The organism is Mycolicibacterium alvei (genome assembly GCF_010727325.1).
Lineage (GTDB): Bacteria > Actinomycetota > Actinomycetes > Mycobacteriales > Mycobacteriaceae > Mycobacterium > Mycobacterium alvei.
Genome location: NZ_AP022565.1, coordinates 3,517,081 through 3,540,286 on the forward strand (window position 1 = coordinate 3,517,081; position 23,206 = coordinate 3,540,286).

The following is a 23,206-nucleotide window of genomic DNA, read 5'->3' on the forward strand; positions in this document are numbered from 1 at the left end:
CCTGTCTGTTCGCTCATCACGGTTGCCCCCCGACCTCGGCAGGCAGCGCCGGTCCGGCGGGAGCCGGCGCCGAGGCGGCTGGTGCGGGACCCGACATCGGGTCACCCGGGATCACACCCGGCGCAGGCGCCGGCGGCGGTCCCGGCTGCGGGTACCACGGCGGCGGCAACGGGTTGGTCTCGTCGTACGAGTTCGGCGGGCCGGGCAGGTTGCCACCGGGGGGAACTCCGAACGCCGGCGGGGCCGGCGGGGCCGCGATGTCCGGGCCACCCATGAGCTCCGACAACGATTCCGGAGTCAGCATCTGCTGGGTTGCCGGTTGCACCTGCACGCCCTGCATACCCGGCGCCACGGTCCAGCCCGGTTCGTGGTTGCCGTGCGAGAACAACGTGTCACGCGACCACACGCCCGGGACGGTGGTGTCCTTGTATCCGCCCGGCGGCTGCAGTCGCGGCTCCGAGTAGGAGATCTGCTTGGGCAGCGTCATCGCCGTGCTGGCCAGGTTCTGGCCGAACGGAATGAAGTTGAACTTGATCGCGTCGAGGAGCGGCGCCAGGTACTGCGCACACAGCTCGGCCGAATCCTGGTACCCCAGCCGGCTGCCGGCCTGAATCGAACTGCAGACGAACTGCAGCGGGTTGGAGAAGTTGGTCACGCCCGGCATAACCGGTAGACCGATGACGCCGCCCTGGGTGGGCGAGACCATGTTGAGCGCGTTGCCGACCAGGTTCGGGTAGGCGTGCAGACCCGTCTCCAGACCGTTGCGCGGCTCGGGCTGCAGCATCGCCGTCGTCACCTCCGACAAGTTGTTGATGTCGTGTGTGAGCACGCCGCCGTTCTTGTCCAGGAATTCACGGGTGGTCTTGAGCACCTTGTTGAGATCCTGCAGGGCTGACGCCAGCTCCTGGTCGGTGTTGGTGAACGAGTTGGTGAACTGCGCCAGATCGTCGTTGAGCGCCACGAACTGCTGATCGCTCTTGTGCAGGGCATTGACGAACACCGCCAGGCTCTTGACCACCTGGAAGAAATCGCCGCGGCCCTGGTTGAGCGTGGTCAGTGCCTCCGACAACCCGCTCAAGGTGCGGTTGAGCTGCTCACCCTTGCCCTCGAAGCCGTCGGCGAAGGACTCGATGATGTCACCGAACGGACCCTTGGGTTGCTCCGCCGTCGGGCCCAGATCGTCGAGCAGACGGGTGATCTGGTTACGCAACTCGTCGTATTCGACCGGAATCTGCGTGTTCTCGATCGGGATCACCGCGTTGTTCTGCAACCGAGGCCCACCGGTGTAAGGCGGGGACAACTGGATGACCCGCGAGGCGACCAGACTCGGGTTGAGTACCGACGCCGTGATGTTCTCGGGCAACTTGTACTTGTCGCTGACGTGAAAGACGACCTTCATCTTGTCGCCGTCGGTGTCGATGCTGTCGATCTCGCCGACCTTGACGCCCATGATGAGCACCTTGTCGCCCGGATACAGCGCGAGCACCTCGGGGAAGTACGCGGTGACCGTCGTGTTGGTCATCTTCTTGTACAGGCTCAGGCCGAAGTAGCCCAGCACCAGGGCAGCCACCACCGCCAGCGCAGCGACGATGATGGTTGCCCGGGAAGTCTTGGGCAACTTGACGTTTCGAACGTTGAAGACTGTTGACATGTCTCTGTATCTCCCCCTGGCCTAGCCCTGTGACCCTGGCGGAAGGAACGGCGGGTTACCCGGGAGCGGCGCAGTACCCGCCGGTCCCGCGTCCGGACCCGGCCCCGGCGGCGCCGGGGGAGCGTTGAGCGGGCCCGGGTGCGGTGCGTAACCCGGAAGGGGTCCCGGCGCCACCGGCAACGGAGCGATCGGAACGGTGCGGGCGCCGGGCGGGCCGGGGGCCAATTCGACCGGGGCACCGGGCTGATCCGGCGGCATCTGGCCGGGGATGGCCGCGCTGGGCACGCCCGGCGAATGCGCGATGCCGTCAGGATTCGGCGCCGACGTCGCGAGATCCGGCGGACCGTACAGCGGACCACCGAACGGGCCCTGAGTGGCTCCGGCGCACGGCATCGGGTTGCCCGGCGACGGAATTCCGGCCGCGGTCGGCGTGTACGAGCACGGCGATCCGGGCGGGACTGCGGGCCCCGGATGCTCCGGGGTGCCTTCCAGCGGTGTCGGGGCAGCCGGCGGAGCACCGTTCTCGAACCGCTGGCCGTTGGGATCGGGGAACCGTGCCGAGGGCAGGCCGGCGTTGCGCCAGAACTCCTCGGGATCGATGCCGCGCTTCTTGAACGCGGCGTCGACGAACGGCTGCAGGACCTGTGGCGGAATCAGGTTGATCAGCATCACCTTGAAGTACGGGCCGGAAGCCAGTGACTCGGCCAGTGCGGTGATGAACTTGCCCGCGACGGTCAGCGAGTCGGCCAGGTCCTGCTTGCGCTCGACGAGCAGATCGCTGACCGTGCGCAGCTGCTCCAGCACATGGTTGAGGTTCGGGTTGTCGTTGATCACGCCCTCGACCTGCTGCGACACCGACGACACCCGCTCCAACAGCATGCTCACGGCCTGGCCGCGCTCATTGACCGCGGCCAGCAGGGTCTGGGCGTTCACCAGCAGCTGGTTGACCTGAACGCTGCGATCGCCGAGCACCGTGGCGATCTTGTTGGCGTTGGCCAGCAACTTCTTGACGTCCTCATCGCGCTTGCCGATCGTCTCGGAGAACCGGGCCACCCCGTCCAGCGCGGCACTCAGGTGCGGTGAGGTCTGGTCGGCGGTCTCCGACAGGACGTTCAGCGACTCCTTGACCGACTTGGTGTCCCAGCCCGCTGCATTGCGGGTGACGTCCAGGAAGGCGTCGTAGATCTGGTACGGCGTGGTGGTCTGAACCAGCGGCAACATCCCGCGCGGCGCCAGCGTGTGACTCCCGCGCGGCTGGATCTCGATGTTCTTCCGGCCCAGGATCGTGTCGGTGCGGATCGCCGCACGGCTGTCGGTGCCGATCGTCATCCCGCCCAGGGTGAATCCGATCTCGACCTTGTCGCCGTTGATGTCCATGCTCTTGACGGTGCCCACATCCATGCCGGCGATACGCACCTTGTCGCCCGTGTTGAGGCCGCCCGTATCAGAGAACTGGCCGTAATAGGTGGGGACCGCGAACAGCATCGGCACGCTGGTGAACGTCGAGCCGACACCGATGATCAGCGCCACCACGATGACGCCCATCAGCCCCTTGCGGAAGCGGTCGGAACCTTGAAGTGTCCTCATCTCGGCGTGCACCTACCCGACGGCTGTGAACTGAGTCTGACGGTTCGGACGGGCCCGCCCGGCTGCAACCCGTTGAGCCGCAACGAAAGATCACAGGCGTAGAAGTTGAAGAAGTCACCGTAGATACCGCCGGCCCGACCGATGATCTTCAACGCCTGGGGGAACAGCACCAGGACGTCGTTGAGCTCCTGCTTCTGGTCGATCAGCGGCTGCTGGAAGGCTTCCACCTGGCCCATGGTGTCCTTGATCAGCGGGCGGTTGTCGGACAGCAGGTCGGCCAGCGAACCGGCCGCATTGCTGATGTCGGCCACCGAGGATCCGATCGGGTCAGCCCGGTTCTTCAGCCCCGTGATCAGCGTCTCGAAGTTCTTCAGGGTGTCGTTGAACTGCTGCTGATGCGCCACGGTGGTGTCCAGGACGATGTTCAGGTTCTTGATGACCTCACCGATCGCCTGATCCCGGTCGGCGATGCTCTGAGTGAGCTGCGCGGTCTGGTCCAGGATGTCGTTGATGGTGCCGCCCTGGCCCTGGAAGATCGTGATGATCGACTGGGAGATGGTGTTGACCTTCTCCGGGGTCAGCGACTGGAACAGCGGCCGGAAACCGCCGACGAGTGCGTCGAGGTCCAGCGCCGGCTCGGTGCGCTCCAGCGGGATGGTGCTACCGGGCGCGATCTTCGTGCTGCTCTCGCCGCGCTTGAGTTCCAGGTAGCGGTTGCCGATCAGGTCCTGGTAGCGAATCGCGGCCGTGGTCTCGTCGAACAGCGGCAGGGACTTCTCGACATTGAACGTGACCTCGGCCTGCTGGCCGCCGTTGATCAGCTTGACGCCCGAGACCTTCCCGACCTCGACGCCGGAAGCCCGGACGAACTGCCCGGTGCGCAGACCGCTGACGTTCTTGAAGATCGCGGTGTACTCAGAGGTCCGGTTGAACCGGATCTGACCGAAGACCACGAAAATGATCGCAGTGAAGGTGAGCAGCACCACCGAGAAGATGCTGAGCTTGATAAGCGTGCCCTTGATGCTCATGGGTTGATCGTGTTCTCTCCCACTTGGCGTCCCCACACATACTCGGCGACGAGCGGCTTTCCCATCTCGAGGTGGTTGTAGGGCGCGATCGACGCGCCGACGTCGAACACCAAGTACGGCGACGGCCAGAGATCCTTGGTGACCGGCTGCCAACAACCGGGCCTGCCCTCGGGCCCGCCTCTCGCGTTCACCCGGGGAAGGTTGTCGGGGTAGACCCAGGCGTTGCCCGCGCCGACCAGGAAGTTCTGCAACTCGATGCTGTAGCCGTTGCGGGTCTGCTGGGCGAACGTCGGTGCGGCCTCGGCGTAGTTGCGGATCGTGCAGAACAAAGCCGGGCTGTTGCGATCGAGCATCTCGCTGACCGGCAGCAGGTCCTGGGCACCGCGGACCAGGTACGGGCCGCCGCGCTCGAAGATGTCGCCGCCGGTGTTGCCGAACCCGACCGCGGCCACCAGGGCCTGGTCGAGGTTGCGACGCTGATCATTGAGGGTGCGGGCGGTGGTGACGGCGTTCGTCAGTCCGTCGAACAGATCCGGGGCGGCGTTGGCGTAGACCTCGCCCAGGTCGGCCAGGCCGGCGATGTCGCGGCGGATCTGGGGCATCCGCGGGTTGAGGTCGGCCAGGATGTCGTTGCCGTTGACGATGGACTGGCCGAACTTGTCGCCGAGACCGTCGAGGGCTTGCGCGGTGGCGGTCAGCGTCTGGTTCAGCTTGATCGGGTCGACCTGCTCGGAGATCGCGGTGATCGTCTCGAACAGCGTGTTGAACTCCGTCGTCACACCCTGGGCGCGAATCGGCTTGTCCGGGGAGATCCGTTGCGCCGACGGATTGTCCGGGGCGGTGAACGAGATGTACTTGTTGCCGAACACCGTCGTGGCCTTCAACTCGGCGGTCACGTTCTCCGGGATCAGCTTCACGTACTGGGGCTTGACGTCCAGGGTCAGCCTGGCCTGCTGATCACCGTCGACCTCGGCCACGTCCACGGCGGTCAACCTGCCGATCGGCACGCCGTTGAAGGTGACCTTCGAGCCCGGGTCCATCGACAGACCGGACCGGTTCGACAACACGGTGAGCTGCGTCTGCTCCTCGAAAACCCCGCGGAACTGCATCCACGTCAGCGCGAAGACCAACGCGGTGACGAGTGCGAGTACCAGTCCGGCCAGCTTGTACGGCGGGATCTTCGGCTTGTTCAGGGGAGCTTGGGGTGTCGTCATGTCGCTACACCGTGAGGTTGAAGTTGGGGTCGGTGCCGTAGAGCGCCAACGATGCCAACAGGACGACCACCACGATTGCGATCAACGAGGTTCGCATCGACCTCCCTACTGCCTCACCCACACCGACGGCACCGCCACTGGCGTAGTAGCCGAAGTAGCAGTGGTTCAACATGACCACGATGGACATGATGATGACCTGGACGAAGGACCACATCACGTCGTCGACGCGCAGGAACGTATGGAAGTAGTGCTCGTACGTACCGACCGACTGCGAATAGAAGATCGTCGTGACGAACTGCGCGGACAGGAAGGACAGCAGGATCGCCATCGCATAGAGCGGGACGATCACGATCGATCCGGCGATGATCCGGGTGGACACCAGATACGCGATCGACCGGATGCCCATGACCTCCAGCGCGTCGACCTCTTCGCTGATGCGCATGGCACCGAGCTCGGCCGTGGCGCCGGCCCCGACCGTGGAGGCCAGCGCCTGGCCGGTGACGACCGGAGCCACGACGCGGATGTTCGCCAGGGCCGCGAAGAAGCCGGTGAAGGCCTCGACACCGATGTTGCCCAGCGAGGCGAAGCCCTGGATGGCGATCAGCGAGCCCGCCGACAACGTCACGAAACCGATGATTGCGACGGTGCCGCCGATCACGGCCATGGCACCGGTGCCCATGCCGATCTCGGCGACCAGCCGCAACGCCTCGCGACGGTAGTGCCGGAACGCATGCGGGATGGAGCCGACGGCCTGGATCACGAACCACGCCACGTGGCCCATGCTGTCGAGGAACCGGCCTGGGGCGCCGGCCATCTCGGACGTGCGCGAGAACGCCCGGGGGAACCGGGACCGAAGGACTGCTGAGGTACTCATGTCAACGCCCTGTTCCGAACCGCACACCGATGGTGGTGAGCACGACGTTGACTGCGAACAATGCCACCACGCACAGCACCAACGTCTCGTTCACCGCGGTACCGACGCCCTTGGACCCACCGGCCACGGTCAGGCCGCGGTAGCAGCCGACGAGTCCGGCGAGCAGGCCGAACAGGGTGGCCTTGACGACGGAGATCATCACCTCGGGGAATCCGGTCAGCAAGGTCAGGGTGGACACGTAGGCACCGGCGGACACGTTCTGGACATAGACACCGAAGAAGAAGCCGCCGATCAGGCCGATGGTGATCACCGCACCGTTGAGCATGAAGGCCACGAAGGTGGAGGCGACCACGCGAGGAACCACGAGCCGCTCGATCGGGTCGATGCCGAGCACCTCGAGTGCGTCGATCTCCTCGCGCACGGTGCGGGCGCCCAGGTCGGCGCAAATTGCCGTCGACCCGGCGCCGGCCACCACGAGCACCGTCACGAGCGGACCGAGCTGGGTCACCGCGCCCAGTGCCGCACCGGCACCCGAGACGTCAGCCGCGCCGAACTCCGCCAACAGGATGTTGAGCGTGAAGATGATGAGGACGGTCAGCGGGATCGACACCGCGAGCGTCGGCAGGAATGCCACGCGGATCAGGAACCAGCTCTGCAGCACGAACTCTTTCCACTGGAAAGGCCGTGTGAAGAAAGCTTTTCCGGTGAGCACGGTCATCTTGAAGAAGCCACCGACCATAGCCAGCGGCTTCTCCAATTGACCACGTACGTAGCCGACGAACCCGTCGGCGGGCGCCGTCACCGGTGCGCCTCCTGGACGTGTCGCACGCCCCCTCCTCGTCGCCTGTCAGCCTGCGTGATCCGCCTCTCGCTACTCACGAGTAGTAATTGAGACCACCGGACTGTACCTGATAAAAACCGGGCCATGGACCTCATCGGGTGGATTGTGCCATCAACCGTTAACAACGGCAGGCAACCCAGCAAACTTTCGCCGCGACCTGCAGAAACCGTTGATCCTGAGTTACTTTCGCGCCCTCGCCGCTACTGGGCGTTGACGGGTGATCCGAAGCGCTCCCGAAGTTCGGTCTTGAGCACCTTCCCCGAGGGGTTACGGGGTAGCGCATCAACGATTTCGAGCACCTTCGGATGCTTGTAGCGCGCCAGGCGTTCGCTGAGGAACCCGTCGAGGTCTCCGAGATTCAGGGCGTCGCCTCTGGTGATTGCCACGACGGCGACGGGGATCTCGCCCCATTTGTCGTCGTGCCGACCGATCACCGCGACCTCGGTGATGACGGGGTGCCCCGCAAGCACGTTCTCCACCTCGGCGCAGTAGATGTTCTCGCCACCGGAGATGATCATGTCCTTCTTGCGGTCGACGACCCAGATGTAGCCTTCCTCGTCCTGACGCACGAGATCCCCTGAGTGGAACCAACCGCCGGCGAACGCCTCGGCGGTGGCCGTGGGGTTGTTCCAGTAGCCCGCCATCAATGTCGGGGCGCGGTAGACGATTTCGCCGACCTCGCCGACAGGGACGTCGTCCATGTTCTCGTCCACGACGCGGGCCGAGACGGTGGGAATGACCTGCCCGACCGAACCGAGCTTGCGAATTGCGTCGTCCGCCAACAACATACAGGTGACCGGGGACATCTCGGTCTGGCCGAACGCCGCGAGGATCTGACTGCCCGGGAAGGTCTCGGCCATCGCCCGCAGCAACGTGTCCGACGCCGGCGCGGCGCCCCACGACAGCGCCCGCAGGCACAGGTCGCGCGGATTGGCCTTCTGCTCAGCACAGACCGCCTGCCACTGTGCGGGGACCAGGAAGATCGCGGTGACCTTCTCGGCCGCCAGCACGTCCAGCAACGCACCCGGGTCGAAGGCGCCGAGCGGATAGATGACCGTCGGCAGGCCGAGAGTCAGACCGGTGTTCACGTTTCCGGCGACACCGGCGATGTGAAACAGCGGGACGCCGATGAAGCCGACGTCGTTGTTGATGTCGACGCCGGTGGTGAACAGGTTGGTCATGCTCTGCCCGACCAGGTTGTCGTTGGTCAGCACCGCACCTTTTGGCCGGCCCGTCGTGCCGGAGGTGTACATGATCAGCGCGGGGGCGTCGCCGGGGACGTCGACCGGGTCGGCCGGGGGCCCGTCTTCGGCGATCAGATCCTCGTAGCCGAGAACTTCACCGTCGCCGACGGCCTCGGTGCTCTCCTGGGCCACGATGACCGTCGACAGCGTCGCATCCAGTTCACGTACCGCCGTGGCGACCCCGGCGAGCACGGGCTCGGTGACGATGACCCGGGCCTCGCAGTCGCTGACCAGGAAGGCCACCTCGGGCGGCGTCATCCGGAAGTTCACCGGCACCGCGATGGCGCCGAGCCTGTTGGCCGCCAGCATCGCCTCGATGAACTCGGGCCGGTTCAGCATCAGGATCAGCACGCGGTCGCCGAAACCGACCCCGCGGCGGCTCAGGGCTCCGGCCAGCTTGGTCACCCGGTGGTCGAGTTCACCCCACGTGGTGGTGTGCCCCAGGAACCGCAGGGCGGTCTTGTCGGGCTGCATGAGGGCATGCCGGGTCAGTTGGTTGGCCCAGTTCTGACGGCGGGCCAGATATGGCTGCTCGGTGGGGAACGGCTCGGCAGTCAACGGATCGGTACTCCATCGGTATCGAGTTGCACGAATTTTATATTTGATCAAACATAGTGTTGCCCCGGCCACACTATGGCCTCGGCGCCTCGGCGACAAGCCCACCGGAAAGGCGACCGGATTCTCGTGAATGCACCTGCCAGAGCGGCCGTGCAACGTCGTCGCGGAGGACGGCGCGAACAACTCTCCGACGAGGTCGCCGTCCAGTTGCGGGCCGAGATCATGACCGGCGTCCTGCGACCGGGGACGTTCATCCGCCTCGACGAGACCGCCGCGGCACTCGGGGTCAGCATCACCCCGGTGCGGGAGGCCCTGCGCACGCTGCGCGGGGAGGGCATGGTGCAGTTGGAGCCCAACCGCGGCCACGTCGTCGTGCCCCTGACCCGCGCCGACATCGAGGACATCTTCTGGCTGCAGGCCACCATCGCGCGTGAGCTCGCCGCCACCGTCACGACCCGCATCACCGGAGCCCAGATCGACGAGCTGCAGCAGCTCAACACCGAACTCGCGGCAGCCGTCGACGGTCGGGATCCCGGGGCGATCTCGTCGGCCGAATTCGCCTTTCACCGCGCCTTCAACCACGCCAGCGGCCGGATCAAGCTGGCCTGGTTCCTACTGCACGTCGCGCGGTACCTCCCGGCCCTGATCTATTCGACGGATCCGGAGTGGGGCACCGAAGCCGTCGAGAATCACCGCCTGCTGATCGACGCGCTGCGCCGACGGGACGCGGCGGCCGCGGTCGAGCTCAATGCGAATCAGTTCACCGACGCCGCCCGGCGCCTCATCGCACGGCTCGAAGACATCGGGATGTGGGACTGAGGCGCCGGCATTCGGCGTGTCCCGCGGTGGCGTGTCGGCGCGGGGAATGGGATGTTCGACCTGCCCACCTATCAGCGACAATCCAGCGACAATCGCCACATCTATCACCCCGGCAACTTCTGTCACGGATTCTTCGTTTACTCCCATCACTGCAACCCCATTTGCCTCGTACGCAACGGATTTCAGGCTGCCCACCTATGAGCGACAGAGTCGCTGACAATCGGGCCCGAGGCGGGTGGGGCTGGCGAGGCCAGTGGAGCCAGATGGGCAAAAATCCTCAGCGGCAATGGGTTCTGCGGGACCAATGATGCCGATGTGGCGATTGTCGCTGGATTGTCGCGCACAGCCGGGCACATCGGATATCCCTCAGAAATCTGTGACTGGCGTGACTGTCAGACCCCTTTGGCACCGTGACGCCATGGGGGACAAACTTCTGCTGCGGGGCACCAACCTCCGCTACGTGCTGACCATGCAGCTGCTGCAACGCGGCACGCAATCGGTGGCCGATCTGGTCGACGCGCTCGAGGACCAGGGCTTCACCACCGCCGGACGCCCGTCCAAGGCGATCTCCGACGCCCTGCGGTGGGAGATGAACCACGGCCGGGTCTATCGGGTCAGGCACGGCCGGTATCGCCCCGCCGAGATGCCGCGGGCCACCGAACACCGCATCCGCAGTCGCGTACTGGAATTGCGGGCGGCAGCGGCCGACCGCGCGGCCTAGGCGGACAGCTGCTGCACCCTGGTGACGAGCGCGTTGGCGAGATGGTCCAGGGTGTCGCCGATGAGCTTCTTGACCATCATGGCCGGGACCGGCAGCTTGACCTCGACCTCGAGATCGACCTGAAGCAGGGTGTTGTTCGGCCCCAGCGGGACGACCGAAAACCGCTGCTCCTGCTTCGTGAAGTGGTCGCCCTGCTGCAACACGGTGAAGATCTGGCTCTCCGCCGGGTAGTAGACGGCGTTGATGAAGATGCCGGACTGACCCTGGATCTCGACATCGAGCCGCAGCTGGCTGGGCCGGCCGTCGTCGTAGCGGGCCAGGATCCAGCAGCCCTTGATCTCCGGATTCCACTGCGGGTAGGCCTCGAAATCGGCGACGATCGCCAGGATCTTCTCGGCAGGGGCTTCAACCTCGACGGTCTTGCTCACGAGCGGCATCCGGCGAGCATATCGACTGCTGCAGCTCGCGGATCACGTCGGGAATCGGTACCGGACGGCGCGTGGTCCGATCGACATAGACGTGTACCCAATGGCCGACCGCCGCGACCGGCCCGTTCGGCTCGAAGAGCCCGAGCCGGTAGGTGACACTGCTGTTCCCCAACCGGGCCACCGCCAGTCCGACCACCAACGGGTCGGGGAACTTCAACTCGGCGAAGTAGCGGCACCCGGACTCGGCGACCACCCCCAGCCAAGGCGCGGTCACCGGATCGACATCGCAGTTGGTGTTGATCCACGCGTTGATCGCGGTGTCGAACAACTCGTAGTACACCGCGTTGTTGAGGTGCCCGAACATGTCGTTATCGGTCCATCGGGTGAGCACCGGCCAGTGCAACGGAAAGTCATCCGGGGTGAGGTCGGTCATACCTGGAGTCTGACAGCAGGTGCAGGCTGGTGACATGTTGATCCGCGGCGCCGTCCTCGAGCACATCGGCCTCCCCCGCCCCTACGCCGAGTCCCGCCCGATCCGGGTGAGCGACCTCGAACTCGACCAACCCGGCCCGGGCGAACTGCTGGTACGCATCGAGGCCGCGGGCTTGTGTCACTCCGATCTGTCGGTCGTGGACGGCAACCGGGTACGCCCGGTCCCGATGCTGTTGGGCCATGAGGCCGCCGGGATCGTCGAGGCCGGCGATACCGATCTGCCGGTGGGCCAGCGGGTCGTGATGACGTTCCTGCCGCGCTGCGGCGCGTGCCCGGCGTGCGCCACCGACGGCCTGACGCCGTGCGGTCCCGGATCGGCCGCCAACGGCGCGGGCACCTTGATGAACGGCGACATCCGGCTGACCCGCGACGGTGAACCGGTGTTCCATCACCTCGGAGTTTCCGGATTCGCCACCCACGCGGTCGTCGACCGCCGGTCGGTGGTGCCCGTTCCCTCCGACGTAAACCCCGTTGTCGCATCGTTGTTGGGTTGTGCGGTACTGACCGGCGGTGGCGCGGTGCTCAACGTCGGCGCACCGCGCCCCGGTCAGACCGTGGCGGTCGTCGGTCTCGGCGGCGTCGGCATGGCCGCCGTCCTGACCGCCCTGGCCCACGACGACGTCCGCGTCATCGGTGTGGACCAGTTGCCCGACAAACTCGCCAAGGCCCGCGCGCTCGGCGTCCACGAGACCTACACCCCCGAGCAGGCCGCCGACCTCAAGGCCGATGTGGTGATCGAGGCCGCGGGCCACCCGGCCGCGTTGGAGACCTCGATCGCGCTGACCGGACCCGGCGGGCGCACCGTCACCGTCGGCCTGCCCCGGCCGGACGCCCGAATTTCGGTGTCGCCGTTGGGTTTCGTAGCCGAAGGGCGGTCACTGATCGGCAGCTACCTGGGCTCGGCGGTGCCGGCCCGCGACATCCCGCACTTCGTCGCACTCTGGCGGTCCGGCCGGCTACCCGTGGAGACCCTGGTGTCCGACACGATCACTCTCGACGAGATCAACGCCGGCATGGACGCACTGTCCGACGGGCGGGCGGTGCGGCAGATCATCGAATTCGGCTAGAACCAGCCGTCCCGCATCTCGAGCGTCGTGCGGTCCAGGCTGGCCAGCAGGTCCAATTGCGGTGCGGTCTTGGGCAGTTCGTAACGGAAGAAGTACCGGGCGGCCTGCCGCTTGCCGTCGTAGAAATCGCCGTCATGCCCTGAGGCGGCCAGGACCTGCTCGAGCCAGATCCAGGCGACGACGATATGACCGAACGCCTCGAGGTACACCGCACTGTTGGCCATCGCGGCCTCGACATCACCCGGGGCGAACATCTCGGCCGTCACCGCGACCAGGCGCTGCCAGGCCGCGTCGAGTTGAGCGGCCAACTCGGGCGCCGCACCCGAAGCCGCCGAGACCGTCGCTGCGATCCGATCCCCCAATGCGACGAGACCGGTCCCGCCGTTCTGGGTCACCTTGCGCCCCAGCAGATCCAGACTCTGGATGCCGTGGGTGCCCTCGTGGATCGGGTTCAGCCGATTGTCCCGGTAGTGCTGCTCGACGTCGTACTCGCGGGTGTAGCCGTAACCGCCGTGCACCTGGATCGCCAGATCATTGGCCTCCACGCACCACTGCGACGGCCAGCTCTTGGCGATCGGGGTGAGCATGTCCAGCACGGCGGTGTCATCGGCCGACCCGCTGTCCACCAGCCTGGCGCAATAGAGTGCCAGCGCGAGTCCCCCCTCGACATAGGACTTCTGCGCCAACAGCATTCGCTTGACGTCGGCATGTTCGATGATGGGCACCTGCGGGGTGGTCGGATCCTTGACGCCCAGCGGCCTGCCCTGCGGACGCTCGCGCGCATACTCCAGCGACTTGAGATAACCGGTGTATCCGAGCGCGACCGCACCCATCCCGACACCGAGGCGGGCCTCGTTCATCATGTGGAACATGTAGACGATGCCGCGGTGCGGCTCCCCGACGAGATAGCCGACCGCGCCGTCGAAGTTGAGCACGGTGTTGGTGATACCGCGCTGTCCCATCTTGTGATTCAGCCCGGAAATGGCCACCCCGTTGCGGCTTCCGTCCGCCAGGTACTTCGGCACGATGAACAACGAGATGCCCTTGGTGCCGGCCGGACCGCCGGGAATCTTGGCCAGCACGAGGTTGACGATGTTCTCGGTGAGCTCGTGCTCGGCCCCGGAAATCCACATCTTCGAGCCGAACACCCGGTAACTGCCGTCGGATTGCGGTTCGGCCCGCGTGGTGACGTCGGCCAGTGAGGATCCGGCCTGGGTCTCCGACAGCGCCATGGTGCCCGAGAACCGGCCCGCCAGCATGGGTTTGACGAACGTCTCGATCTGCTCGGCCGAGCCGAAGCGGACCAGCAGGTTGGCATTCGCGATGGTCAGCATCAGATAACCCGAGGTCGACACATTGGCAGCGGCGATCCACGCGAACGCGGCCTGCGCGACGGTGACCGGCAACTGCGCGCCGCCGAGCTCGGCGTCCATCCCCATGGCGATCAGGTCGGCTGCCGCGAACGCGTCCCACGCCGCTTTCACGTCGGGGACCAGCGTGACGCTCTGCCCGTCGAACGTCGGCTCGTTGGCATCGCTGAGCTTGTTGTGCGGCGCGAAATACCGGGTGGCCAATTGCTCGCACAGATCCAACACCCCGTCGAAGGTCTCGCGGGAGTGCTCGGTGAACCGGTCCATCGCCGTGAGCTTTTCGACGTCCAACCACTCGTAGAGCAGGAACTCCAGGTCGCGCCGCGACAGGATGGTCGATTTCATGCGGCCAGGCTAATCGTCAGCGGGCGGCTGCGGCAGTGACATCCGAGCCAGCCGTTTCGGATCGAGGATCGACACGATCCCGACCAGCCGGCCCCCGTCGACGACGCAGGCCATCACGCTGAGCGGACGACCGGTCGGGCTCCACGCCAGGATCCCCGGCTCGCCGTTCACCGACACCCGGCGGGCCAGGACGCGGGTCCCCTGACCGCGCCGGACCGCAGCGACGACGGCGTCCGATCCGGTCCCGACGGTCACGCCGGTGGCCGTGTACCGCTGCCAACTGACGTCGGGGTCCAGCACACGCAACAGCGCGTCGAAGTCACCGTCGCGTGCGGCGGCCAGAAAGGCGTCGACGACCTCGCGCTGCTCCTGCTTGCGGCGGCGGTCCCCGGCGGGCGGCGGCACGTCCTGCACCTTCCGGCGCGCGCGGCTGGCGAGCATCTTGACCGCATCGCCCGACCTGTCGAGGATCTGCCCGATCTCGGCGAACGGCACGGCGAACATGTCGTGCAGGACGAACGCGAGACGTTCGTCGGGGCGCAGCGATCCGAGCACGACGAGCATCGCCAGCCCGACCGAGTCCGCGAGCACCGCGGCGTCCTCCGGGGTGTCCAGATCCTCGGTGACGACGAGTTCAGAAATATCGGCGGCGGGGGACACCTCGGCGCGGCTGGTCCGCGACCGCAGCATGTCGATGCAGATCCGGCCCACCACGGTCGTCAGCCACCCGGCAGCGTTCTCGATCGAGCCGGTGTCCTGACGGGACAGGCGCAGCCATGCCTCCTGGACCGCGTCCTCGGCGTCTGCCCGTGAGCCGAGTACCCGGTGGGCAACCGCGAGCAGCCGCGGGCGCTGCTCTTCGAATGTCTCGGCCAGTGATGCGTCGGGCGTCATGAGTTACCTCTCCTCGCGCGGATCCGTCATAAGAGTGACGAGTCCGCGGGGCTCCACGTAACCAACAGGCCCGAACGTAACCACGAAACGGAGCGAGAAATGCACACCACCCTCTGGATCATCACCATCATCGCCGCGGCGGCCTATGCCGCAGGCGGGAGCACCATGCTCCTGATGTCGCGGGAGAGGTACCGGTCGATCGGCACGACCCAGCATTGGGTCGACGAGTTCGGTGCCGGCCACCTCAAGGTGATCGGGACCATCAAACTGGTCGGCGCGATCGGCCTGGTGCTACCCGTCGCGACGGGTATCGCACCGGTGCTGACGCCAGTCGCCGCGTGCGGCCTGGCGCTGTTCATGGCCGGTGCGACGACGACCAGATTCCGTCGCAGCGAGTGGCTCTACATGGCCGGCGACATCGTCTATCTCGGGGTGTTCGCCTTCTTGGCCTGGGGCTGGTTCACCCTGCCCGTCAGCTGATCGTGCTCACGCCGCCGTCGACCGGGATGACCGCACCGGTGATGTACGCGCTGGCCCGGCTGGCCAGGAACACCGAGATCCCGGCGATGTCGTCGGGCTGCCCGATGCGGCCCAAGGGAAGAACTGCCCCTACCTCTTCCGACCCGGCCCGCAGCATCTCCTTGGTCATCCGCGATTCGAACAGGCCCGGTGCGATCGCGTTGACCAGGATCCTCGGGGCGAGTTCGCCCGCGAGGTGACGGGTCAGCATGTGCACGGCGGCCTTGCTGGCGCTGTAGGAGAAGTTGTCGCGGCCCTTACCGGGGGCGACGATGCCGTCGATACTGCCGGTGTTGATCACGCGGGCCGGATCATCTTCGGTGGCAGCGGAATTCAGCAACGGGGTGAGCGCGCGAGTCAGCAGGAAGACGCCTTTGACGTTGACGTCGTAGACCTTGTCGAACCCGGATTCCGGGAACTCCTCGTACGGTGCGCCCCACGCCGCGCCCGCGTTGTTGAACAGCGCGTGGACGGCGTCCTCACGTTCGGCGACGGCGCTCGCCAGCGTCGCGACCCCGTCGGCAGTGCCGAGGTCGGCGGGCACCGCGGCGACCCGGCCCAGCGGGGACAACGCGTCCACCGCGGCGGCCAACTCGGCCTCTTTGCGGCTGGACAGGTACACCGATGCCCCGGCCTGCAGCAGGCCGCGGGCCATCATCAGGCCGATGCCACGACCGCCCCCGGTGACGACGGCGACCTTGCCGTCCAGTCGGAACAGATCAGTCATGTTTCCAGGCCCTCTCGTCGACCTCGACACCGAGCGGAGATTCGTTGCGGATTCCCTCGTCACGGATCAGCCCGCGCAGCAGCGCCGTGCTGAACTCGACGGCGATCTCCTGGGCGGTGCGCCGGCCGTGTGGTCGCAGCCAGCGGTAGGACCCCAGCGTCATCCCGATGTAGCCGAGGGCCAGCACGTGGGAGTCGCAGTCGTAGAACTCGCCGCTGGCGACGCCGCGGTCGATCACGTCGCGGACATGCTCGTAGACCTGGGTCTCGGCGCGTCGGATGTAGGCCACCTGCTCCTCGGTGAACCACTCCGCGATGTACGGGCCTTCCTGGAAGTACACCGCGGCGCGCTCGAGGTCGTTGGCGATGCCGACCAACAGCCTGCGGGTGAAGTTGTAGATGGTTTCCCGGGCCGAGGCGGTGGGGTCGTCGTGCAGCGCCTCGACGGTGAAGTCCGCGGTGCCCTTGTAGATGTCGTAGAGGATCAGCGACTTGCTCGAGTAGTAGTGATAGACCGTGGCCTTGTTCAGCCCGACGGCCTCGGCGACATCGTCCATGCGGGTGCCGTGATAGCCGCGGGCGGCGAACAGCTTGGCCGCGACGCTCAGCAGTTCGTCGCGGCGGGAAGTCCCGTTGGCGGCCGCGCCTCCGCGGCCCCGGCCGCCCTCTGCATCGGAAGACATAGCACACTCACTATCAGCATGACCCGGACCTTGCCCAGGAAATCAATCAACTAGATGGTTGAACAGTGTAGGCAATTCCCTTCACGACCCTGTTCCCGGCGTGTCGACTGCGTCTAGACTGCGGACATGGATCCGAATCCTGACTACGACCTCAGCGACGAGAGCGATTTCTTCTTTCCGTGGCTCGCCTGGGGTCTGCGCGGCGTCTACCCGCCGCCGGCCTATCCCCCGGTGTAATCAGGACCGGCCGTCAGTCTTCCCACTCCTCACGCGCCGGTGATACCGGGCGCGCCTTCATTCCGTTTCCGCAGCGACAGCGGGCGCGCTGTCGTGGAAGGAGAAACATCGTGACGACCTCCATCAAGACGGTGACCGTGCTCGGGACCGGAGTACTCGGTTCCCAGATCGCGTTCCAGAGCGCGTTCAAAAGCTTCTCCGTCACGGCCTACGACATCAACGACAAGGTGCTCGAAGCGGCCAAGGATCGTTTCGGCAAGCTGGCCGAAACCTATGCCAACGAGGTGCCCGACGCCCGCGACGGCAAGGCCCGGGACGCGTTGAACCGGCTGACCCTGACGTCAGACCTGAAGGCGGCCGTGGCCGACGCCGACCTGGTGATCGAGGCGATCCCCGAGATCCTCGACCTCAAGCAGGAGACCTACCGCAAGCTCGGTGAGCTCGCGCCGGCCAAGACGATCTTCGCCACCAACTCCTCCACGCTGCTGCCCAGTGATCTCAAGGACTCCACCGGCCGGCCCGACAAGTTCCTGGCCCTGCACTTCGCAAACCGCGTGTGGCAGTTCAACACCGCCGAGATCATGGGGACCACCGACACCGACCCGGCGGTCTTCGCCGAGGTGGTCGAGTTCGCCAAGGCCATCGGGATGGTGCCGATCGAGCTGCACAAGGAGAAGGCCGGCTACGTCCTCAACTCGCTTCTGGTGCCGTTCCTCAACGCGGCGGCCGAGCTCGCAGCCGGCGGCTACGCGGACCCCGGTGCCGTGGACGACACCTGGCGGATCGCCACCGGAGCGCCCATCGGCCCGTTCCAGATCTACGACATCATCGGCCTGACCACGCCGTACAACATCATGGCCCACGGAGACGCCGAAGCTCAGAAGCTCGCCGCGTGGCTCAAGGAGAACTACATCGACAAGGGCAAGTTGGGCCTCGCCACCGGCGAGGGCTTCTACAAGTACAACTGAGCCAGTGGCAATTACGACGCATCCGCAAGCGAGCGCGGCAGTGCCCGGATCGCGTAACGGGCGCTGAGCAGAACCAGCGTGGTGGTGACGACGAACAGCGGCCAGCCCATCGCCAGCCGGGCCACCGCGAGCAGCCCCTCCTGCCCCGTGTCGTAGAGGTAGTTCTGCACCAGGAACCGCGACCAGGACACCGCCGCGAGGACCGCGGTGACGACGGTGAACACCAGCCGCACCCCGGGGACCTGACGCCAGGTGCTGTCGTTTCCGGTGGCCCAGGCCCAGAGGACCCCGACGAGCGGCCGCCCGACGAGGATCGAGCCGGTCATCACGATGGCCGAGGTCAGGGAAATCCAGATGCCCGGAAGATAGAAGTCCTTGGCCTGGCCGGTCACCAGGGCCAGCAGGGCACAGACCGCCACACCGACGAATCCCCACAGCGCAGGCCGGACAGATTCGCGACGCAGCAGCTGCCAGCCGAACACGGCGGCCGCCGTCACCAGCGCGGCGATGATCGCGGGCACCCGCCCCGAGAGCGCCGAGACCGTCGCGTACACGGTCACCGGCAACGCCGAGTAGACCATGCCGCTGACACCGCCGACGCGCGCCATCAGTCCATCGAGTGGGGAATCCTTCATGGGGGTGTGGGCCTCGTGTTCGCGATCGGGCAGGTCCTCATCGAGAGTACCGAGGTCAGCCGAGTGGCCCGCCGGAAGGAATCCGGGCGACAACGGGCCCGCGGTGCTTGACTGGATCCTCGTGAGACACGTGCAGGGACGGGTGTGGCGCTCCGGAATGCCGGTCGACGGCTTCGCGTTCTCCGACATTTCGGACTGTCTGGCCGACGAGGACACCCTGGTGTGGGCCGACATCTTCGACCCCGACCATGAGGCGCTCGCCGAGTTGGCCGACGAACTCGGGCTCAACATGTGGGCCGTCGAAGACGCCGTCGCCCCCAAGGAACGCACCAAAACCTCGGTGTATCAAACACATACGTTCTTCACGGTGTATGCGGTCGACGCCCGGGAGCCCGATGCGGACGCGCCGCCGGACACCTCGCTGTTGATGAAGCACCGCATCTCGGCGTTCGTCCTGCCGCGTGGCCTGATCACCGTCCGACTGCCCGGCCTCAACGGTGCGGCCACCGAGTTCGACATCGGCGCGGTGTCACGGCGCTTCGACGAACTCGGCGGCCAGCGGCACGGCGTCGGCGCCCTGGTGCACGGTCTGCTCGACGTCGTGGTGGACGGGCACTTCGAGGCCGTGGAGGCACTCGACGACGCCATCGATGCGCTCGAGGACGAATTGTTCACCGACGGCGGCCCGCGGCGCGGCCTGCAACGACGCACCTTCCAGCTGCGCAAGGACCTGGTCGAACTGCGCCGGGCAGTGCTGCCGATGCGCGAGGTGGTCAGCACCATCCAGCACCGCAGGCTGGACACGTCCACGTCGCCCGACCTCGATCCGCTCTACGCCGACCTCTACGACCACGTGCTGCGCGCCTCGGAGTGGACCGAATCCCTGCGCGACATGGTCACCACGGTGTTCGAGACCAACCTGTCGTTGCAGGACGCACGACTCAACACGGTGATGAAGAAACTCAGCGGCTGGGCCGCCATCATCGCGGTGCCCACCGCCATCACCGGTTTCTACGGCCAGAACGTTCTGTACCCCGGCATCGACAGTTTTTTCGGGTTCATCGCGAGTACCGCTTTGATTGTTGTGCTCGTCATCCTGTTGTATGTGATGTTCAAACGCCGGGACTGGCTGTAGCAAAACTGCGCCACGGGTCACATCCCCCAAAAGGGGCATGGGCGTTATCTGAACACAAATGCGACACTCTTCCAGGCTGAACCAAGAGGCCTAACAGACAGAAACGGAGCGGATTCGATGCTCATCGGGATCCCGCACGAGTCCCTACCTGGGGAAACGCGCGTCGCCGCCACACCTCAGACGGTCGGGCAGATCATCAAGCTCGGCTACACGGTAGTCGTAGAAACCGGCGCCGGTACTGCCTCGAGCTTCTCCGACGCCGCCTATGCCGACGCCGGTGCCGAGATCGGTAACGCGTGGGACGCCGACGTCGTACTGAAGGTCAATGCACCTGATGATGCCGAGATCGCCAAGCTGCGCGACGGAGCGACGCTGGTGAGCTTGATCTCACCCGGGCTCAAGCCCGAGCTCGTCGAGAAGCTGTCCACCCGGCCGATCACGGTGCTGGCGATGGACGCGGTGCCGCGTATCTCGCGCGCCCAGTCGCTGGACGTGCTGTCCTCGATGGCCAACATCGCCGGTTACCGCGCCGTCGTCGAGGCCGCCCACGCATTCGGCCGCTTCTTCACCGGACAGGTGACCGCGGCGGGCAAGGTGCCGCCGGCCAAGGTTCTCGTGGTCGGCGCCGGAGTGGCCGGCCTCGCCGCCATCGGCGCCGCCGGCAGCCTGGGTGCCATCGTGCGCGCCACCGACCCGCGGCCCGAGGTGGCCGATCAGGTCGCCTCGCTCGGCGGCGAGTACCTGTCCGTCGCGAACGAGGCCGCTGAGGTCTCCGCCACGGGCTACGCCAAGGAGATGGACGACGACTACAAGGCCCGCGAGGCGCAGCTGTACGCCGAGCAGTGCAAGGACGTCGACATCATCGTCACGACGGCGCTGATCCCCGGTAAGCCCGCGCCGCGCATCATCACCGCCGAGATGGTGGCCTCGATGAAGTCGGGCAGCGTCATCGTCGACATGGCCGCGGCCAACGGCGGCAACGTCGAGGGCACCGTCAAGGACCAGGCGATCGTCACCGACAACGGCGTGACGATCATCGGCTACACCGACCTGGCCGGCCGCCTGCCCGCCCAGGCGTCCCAGCTGTACGGCACCAACCTGGTGAACCTGCTCAAGCTGCTGACCCCGGAGAAGGACGGCAAGGTCGTCCTCGACTGGGACGACGTCGTGCAGCGTTCGGTGACCGTGGTGCGCGACGGCGAGACCACCTGGCCCCCGCCGCCGGTGCAGGTCTCCGCCGCCCCGGCCGCACAGCCGGTTGCCGCTCCGGTGGTCAAGGAAGAGAAGCCGCCGATGTCCACCGGGCGCCGGCTCGGGGTCACCTTCACGGTTGCCGCTGCGATCTTCGCCCTCATCGCGATCTCACCGGCCGCGCTGCAGGTCCACCTGACGGTGTTCGCGCTGGCGATCGTGATCGGCTACTACGTCATCGGCAATGTGCACCATGCGCTGCACACCCCGCTGATGTCGGTGACCAACGCGATCTCGGGAATCATCGTGGTGGGCGCGCTGCTGCAGATCGGCCACGGCGATGCCCTGGTGACCGGAATTGCCACCGCGGCCATCCTGCTGGCCAGCATCAACGTATTCGGCGGCTTCGCGGTGACCCGCCGCATGCTCGCGATGTTCTCCCGCAGCTAGAACCTGCGTGCCCACAAAGACTTTGGAATGGATTCCATGTTCACCCTAGAAAACGTTGCCACCGCCGCCTACGTCGTCGCGGCACTGCTCTTCATCCTGGCTCTGGCCGGATTGTCCAAGCACGAAACGTCGCGGGCCGGAAACGCCTTCGGCATGGCCGGCATGACGATCGCCCTGGTCGCCACCATCGCCCTGGCCTTCGAGCACAAGATCGAGCCGCTGGGCCTGGGCCTGCTGGTCGTCGCCATGATCATCGGCGCCGCGATCGGCCTCTGGCGCGCCAAGGTCGTCGAGATGACCGGCATGCCCGAACTGATCGCGTTGCTGCACAGCTTCGTCGGTCTGGCCGCGGTCCTCGTCGGCTGGAACGGCTACCTGCACGTCGAGGGCGATCCCGCCGGGGCCGAGGCCGCCAAACTCGCCGGCGAGGGCATGCTCGGCATCCACTCCGCCGAGGTGTTCATCGGTGTCTTCATCGGTGCCGTCACCTTCACCGGCTCGATCGTGGCCAACCTCAAGCTGTCCGCCCGGATGAAGTCCGCGCCGCTGATGCTGCCCGGCAAGAACTTCCTCAACGTCGGCTCGCTCGTGCTGTTCGCCGCCCTGACCGTGTGGTTCTGCATCTCCCCGAACCTGTGGCTCCTGGTCGGTGTCACCGTGCTCGCGCTGCTGCTGGGCTGGCACCTGGTCGCCTCGATCGGCGGCGGCGACATGCCCGTCGTGGTGTCGATGCTCAACAGCTACTCGGGTTGGGCCGCGGCCGCCTCCGGCTTCCTGCTCGGCAACGACCTGCTGATCATCACCGGCGCCCTGGTGGGCTCCTCCGGTGCGTACCTGTCCTACATCATGTGCAAGGCCATGAACCGGTCGTTCATCTCGGTGATCGCGGGTGGTTTCGGCATCGAGGCCGGGCCGGCCGAGGACAAGGACTACGGCGAGCATCGCGAGATCAATGCCGAGGGTGCGGCCGAACTGCTCGCCCACGCCGACTCGGTGATCATCACGCCCGGCTACGGCATGGCCGTCGCCCAGGCCCAGTACGGTGTGGCCGACCTGACCCGCAAGCTGCGTGAGCACGGCGTCAACGTCCGCTTCGGCATCCACCCGGTCGCGGGCCGCCTGCCCGGCCACATGAACGTGCTGCTGGCCGAGGCCAAGGTGCCCTACGACATCGTGCTCGAGATGGACGAGATCAACGACGACTTCGCCGGCACCTCCGTCGTACTCGTGATCGGTGCCAACGACACCGTGAACCCGGCCGCGTCCGAGGACCCGTCCAGCCCGATCGCCGGTATGCCGGTGCTCACGGTGTGGAACGCCGACCACGTCATCGTGTTCAAGCGCTCCATGGCCTCGGGCTACGCGGGCGTGCAGAACCCGCTGTTCTTCCGCGAGAACACGCAGATGCTCTTCGGCGACGCCCGCGACCGCGTCAACGACATCCTGGCCGCGCTCCCCGCTGCCGAGCGCGTCTAGTTTCTTCGCCGAGCAGACATAAAACTGCCCCTTTTCTTCGGAAAAGGGGCAGT

At 66.3% G+C, this 23,206-nt stretch carries 23 protein-coding genes; 9 read left to right on the forward strand and 14 right to left on the reverse strand.

Annotation, left to right across the window (positions count from 1 at the left end):
* Window positions 1-16 precede the first annotated feature (16 nt).
* From G6N44_RS16760 to fadD5, 7 genes are all read right to left on the reverse strand, one after another.
* On the reverse strand, window positions 17-1,651 hold the full coding sequence (locus G6N44_RS16760) for a virulence factor Mce family protein (RefSeq protein WP_163665822.1): 1,635 nt from the start codon (window positions 1,649-1,651) through the stop codon (window positions 17-19).
* A 21-nt stretch (window positions 1,652-1,672) separates the two neighbouring features.
* Window positions 1,673-3,238, reverse strand: a complete 1,566-nt coding sequence (locus G6N44_RS16765) for a virulence factor Mce family protein (protein ID WP_163665824.1) — start codon at window positions 3,236-3,238, stop codon at window positions 1,673-1,675.
* A complete protein-coding gene (locus tag G6N44_RS16770; protein ID WP_163665826.1) occupies window positions 3,235-4,266 on the reverse strand; it encodes an MCE family protein in 1,032 nt (343 codons plus the stop codon). Before G6N44_RS16770 ends, G6N44_RS16765 begins: the two co-directional genes overlap by 4 nt.
* On the reverse strand, window positions 4,263-5,480 hold the full coding sequence (locus tag G6N44_RS16775) for an MCE family protein (protein ID WP_163665828.1): 1,218 nt from the start codon (window positions 5,478-5,480) through the stop codon (window positions 4,263-4,265). The genes G6N44_RS16770 and G6N44_RS16775 overlap by 4 nt, the downstream gene beginning before the upstream one ends.
* 4 nt (window positions 5,481-5,484) lie before the next feature.
* Window positions 5,485-6,354 (reverse strand): MlaE family ABC transporter permease, encoded by an 870-nt coding sequence (locus G6N44_RS16780; protein ID WP_163665830.1) that lies wholly within the window; start codon window positions 6,352-6,354, stop codon window positions 5,485-5,487.
* A 1-nt stretch (window position 6,355) separates the two neighbouring features.
* Window positions 6,356-7,093 (reverse strand): MlaE family ABC transporter permease, encoded by a 738-nt coding sequence (locus tag G6N44_RS16785; RefSeq protein WP_276039621.1) that lies wholly within the window; start codon window positions 7,091-7,093, stop codon window positions 6,356-6,358.
* A gap of 302 nt (window positions 7,094-7,395) precedes the next feature.
* Complete coding sequence (fadD5, locus tag G6N44_RS16790) at window positions 7,396-8,997, reverse strand: fatty-acid--CoA ligase FadD5 (RefSeq protein ID WP_163665833.1); 1,602 nt, start codon at window positions 8,995-8,997, stop codon at window positions 7,396-7,398.
* Window positions 8,998-9,123: 126 nt separating this feature from the next.
* Between fadD5 and G6N44_RS16795 the strand changes: the two genes are divergently transcribed.
* Both G6N44_RS16795 and G6N44_RS16800 read left to right on the forward strand, forming a co-directional pair.
* On the forward strand, window positions 9,124-9,816 hold the full coding sequence (locus G6N44_RS16795) for a GntR family transcriptional regulator (protein WP_163665835.1): 693 nt from the start codon (window positions 9,124-9,126) through the stop codon (window positions 9,814-9,816).
* Window positions 9,817-10,234: 418 nt separating this feature from the next.
* Entirely contained in the window at window positions 10,235-10,537 is a 303-nt protein-coding gene (locus G6N44_RS16800) for a hypothetical protein (RefSeq protein WP_163665837.1), read from the forward strand.
* On the opposite strand, the gene G6N44_RS16805 is transcribed toward G6N44_RS16800, so the two are convergent.
* Window positions 10,534-10,974 carry an SRPBCC family protein gene (locus tag G6N44_RS16805; RefSeq protein ID WP_163665839.1) on the reverse strand — a complete coding sequence of 147 codons (441 nt, stop codon included), beginning with the start codon at window positions 10,972-10,974 and terminating at the stop codon, window positions 10,534-10,536. The two genes, G6N44_RS16800 and G6N44_RS16805, sit on opposite strands and share 4 nt — an antisense overlap.
* Window positions 10,943-11,398 (reverse strand): acyl-CoA thioesterase, encoded by a 456-nt coding sequence (locus G6N44_RS16810; RefSeq protein ID WP_163665841.1) that lies wholly within the window; start codon window positions 11,396-11,398, stop codon window positions 10,943-10,945. Before G6N44_RS16810 ends, G6N44_RS16805 begins: the two co-directional genes overlap by 32 nt.
* A gap of 34 nt (window positions 11,399-11,432) precedes the next feature.
* On the opposite strand from G6N44_RS16810, the gene G6N44_RS16815 reads away from it, so the two are divergent.
* Window positions 11,433-12,524 carry an alcohol dehydrogenase catalytic domain-containing protein gene (locus G6N44_RS16815; RefSeq protein ID WP_163665843.1) on the forward strand — a complete coding sequence of 364 codons (1,092 nt, stop codon included), beginning with the start codon at window positions 11,433-11,435 and terminating at the stop codon, window positions 12,522-12,524.
* Here the strand turns inward: G6N44_RS16815 and G6N44_RS16820 are convergent.
* Both G6N44_RS16820 and G6N44_RS16825 read right to left on the reverse strand, forming a co-directional pair.
* Entirely contained in the window at window positions 12,521-14,239 is a 1,719-nt protein-coding gene (locus G6N44_RS16820; RefSeq protein WP_163665845.1) for an acyl-CoA dehydrogenase, read from the reverse strand. The genes G6N44_RS16815 and G6N44_RS16820 overlap by 4 nt on opposite strands.
* 9 nt (window positions 14,240-14,248) lie before the next feature.
* A complete protein-coding gene (locus G6N44_RS16825) occupies window positions 14,249-15,133 on the reverse strand; it encodes a sigma-70 family RNA polymerase sigma factor (RefSeq protein ID WP_163665847.1) in 885 nt (294 codons plus the stop codon).
* Between the two features lie 99 nt (window positions 15,134-15,232).
* On the opposite strand from G6N44_RS16825, the gene G6N44_RS16830 reads away from it, so the two are divergent.
* The gene (locus tag G6N44_RS16830) at window positions 15,233-15,613 is read left to right on the forward strand and encodes a DoxX family protein (protein ID WP_163665849.1); all 381 of its coding nucleotides are present in this window, start codon (window positions 15,233-15,235) and stop codon (window positions 15,611-15,613) included.
* On the opposite strand, the gene G6N44_RS16835 is transcribed toward G6N44_RS16830, so the two are convergent.
* Complete coding sequence (locus tag G6N44_RS16835) at window positions 15,606-16,379, reverse strand: SDR family oxidoreductase (RefSeq protein WP_163665851.1); 774 nt, start codon at window positions 16,377-16,379, stop codon at window positions 15,606-15,608. The two genes, G6N44_RS16830 and G6N44_RS16835, sit on opposite strands and share 8 nt — an antisense overlap.
* Window positions 16,372-17,061, reverse strand: coding sequence for a TetR/AcrR family transcriptional regulator (locus G6N44_RS16840; protein ID WP_163665853.1), 690 nt, complete (start codon window positions 17,059-17,061; stop codon window positions 16,372-16,374). Before G6N44_RS16840 ends, G6N44_RS16835 begins: the two co-directional genes overlap by 8 nt.
* A gap of 126 nt (window positions 17,062-17,187) precedes the next feature.
* On the opposite strand from G6N44_RS16840, the gene G6N44_RS16845 reads away from it, so the two are divergent.
* On the forward strand, window positions 17,188-17,298 hold the full coding sequence (locus G6N44_RS16845) for a hypothetical protein (RefSeq protein WP_003883225.1): 111 nt from the start codon (window positions 17,188-17,190) through the stop codon (window positions 17,296-17,298).
* Window positions 17,299-17,408: 110 nt separating this feature from the next.
* Window positions 17,409-18,266, forward strand: coding sequence for a 3-hydroxyacyl-CoA dehydrogenase (locus G6N44_RS16850; protein WP_163665855.1), 858 nt, complete (start codon window positions 17,409-17,411; stop codon window positions 18,264-18,266).
* An 11-nt stretch (window positions 18,267-18,277) separates the two neighbouring features.
* On the opposite strand, the gene G6N44_RS16855 is transcribed toward G6N44_RS16850, so the two are convergent.
* Window positions 18,278-18,901, reverse strand: coding sequence for a DUF3159 domain-containing protein (locus G6N44_RS16855; RefSeq protein ID WP_163665857.1), 624 nt, complete (start codon window positions 18,899-18,901; stop codon window positions 18,278-18,280).
* Between the two features lie 121 nt (window positions 18,902-19,022).
* Between G6N44_RS16855 and G6N44_RS16860 the strand changes: the two genes are divergently transcribed.
* The 3 genes from G6N44_RS16860 (at window position 19,023) to pntB (ending at window position 23,153) form a co-directional block, all read left to right on the forward strand.
* Window positions 19,023-20,036, forward strand: coding sequence for a magnesium transporter CorA family protein (locus tag G6N44_RS16860; protein ID WP_163665859.1), 1,014 nt, complete (start codon window positions 19,023-19,025; stop codon window positions 20,034-20,036).
* 117 nt (window positions 20,037-20,153) lie between these two features.
* A complete protein-coding gene (locus G6N44_RS16865) occupies window positions 20,154-21,677 on the forward strand; it encodes a Re/Si-specific NAD(P)(+) transhydrogenase subunit alpha (protein WP_163665861.1) in 1,524 nt (507 codons plus the stop codon).
* A gap of 36 nt (window positions 21,678-21,713) precedes the next feature.
* Entirely contained in the window at window positions 21,714-23,153 is a 1,440-nt protein-coding gene (gene pntB, locus G6N44_RS16870; protein WP_163665863.1) for a Re/Si-specific NAD(P)(+) transhydrogenase subunit beta, read from the forward strand.
* Window positions 23,154-23,206: the final 53 nt, after the last annotated feature.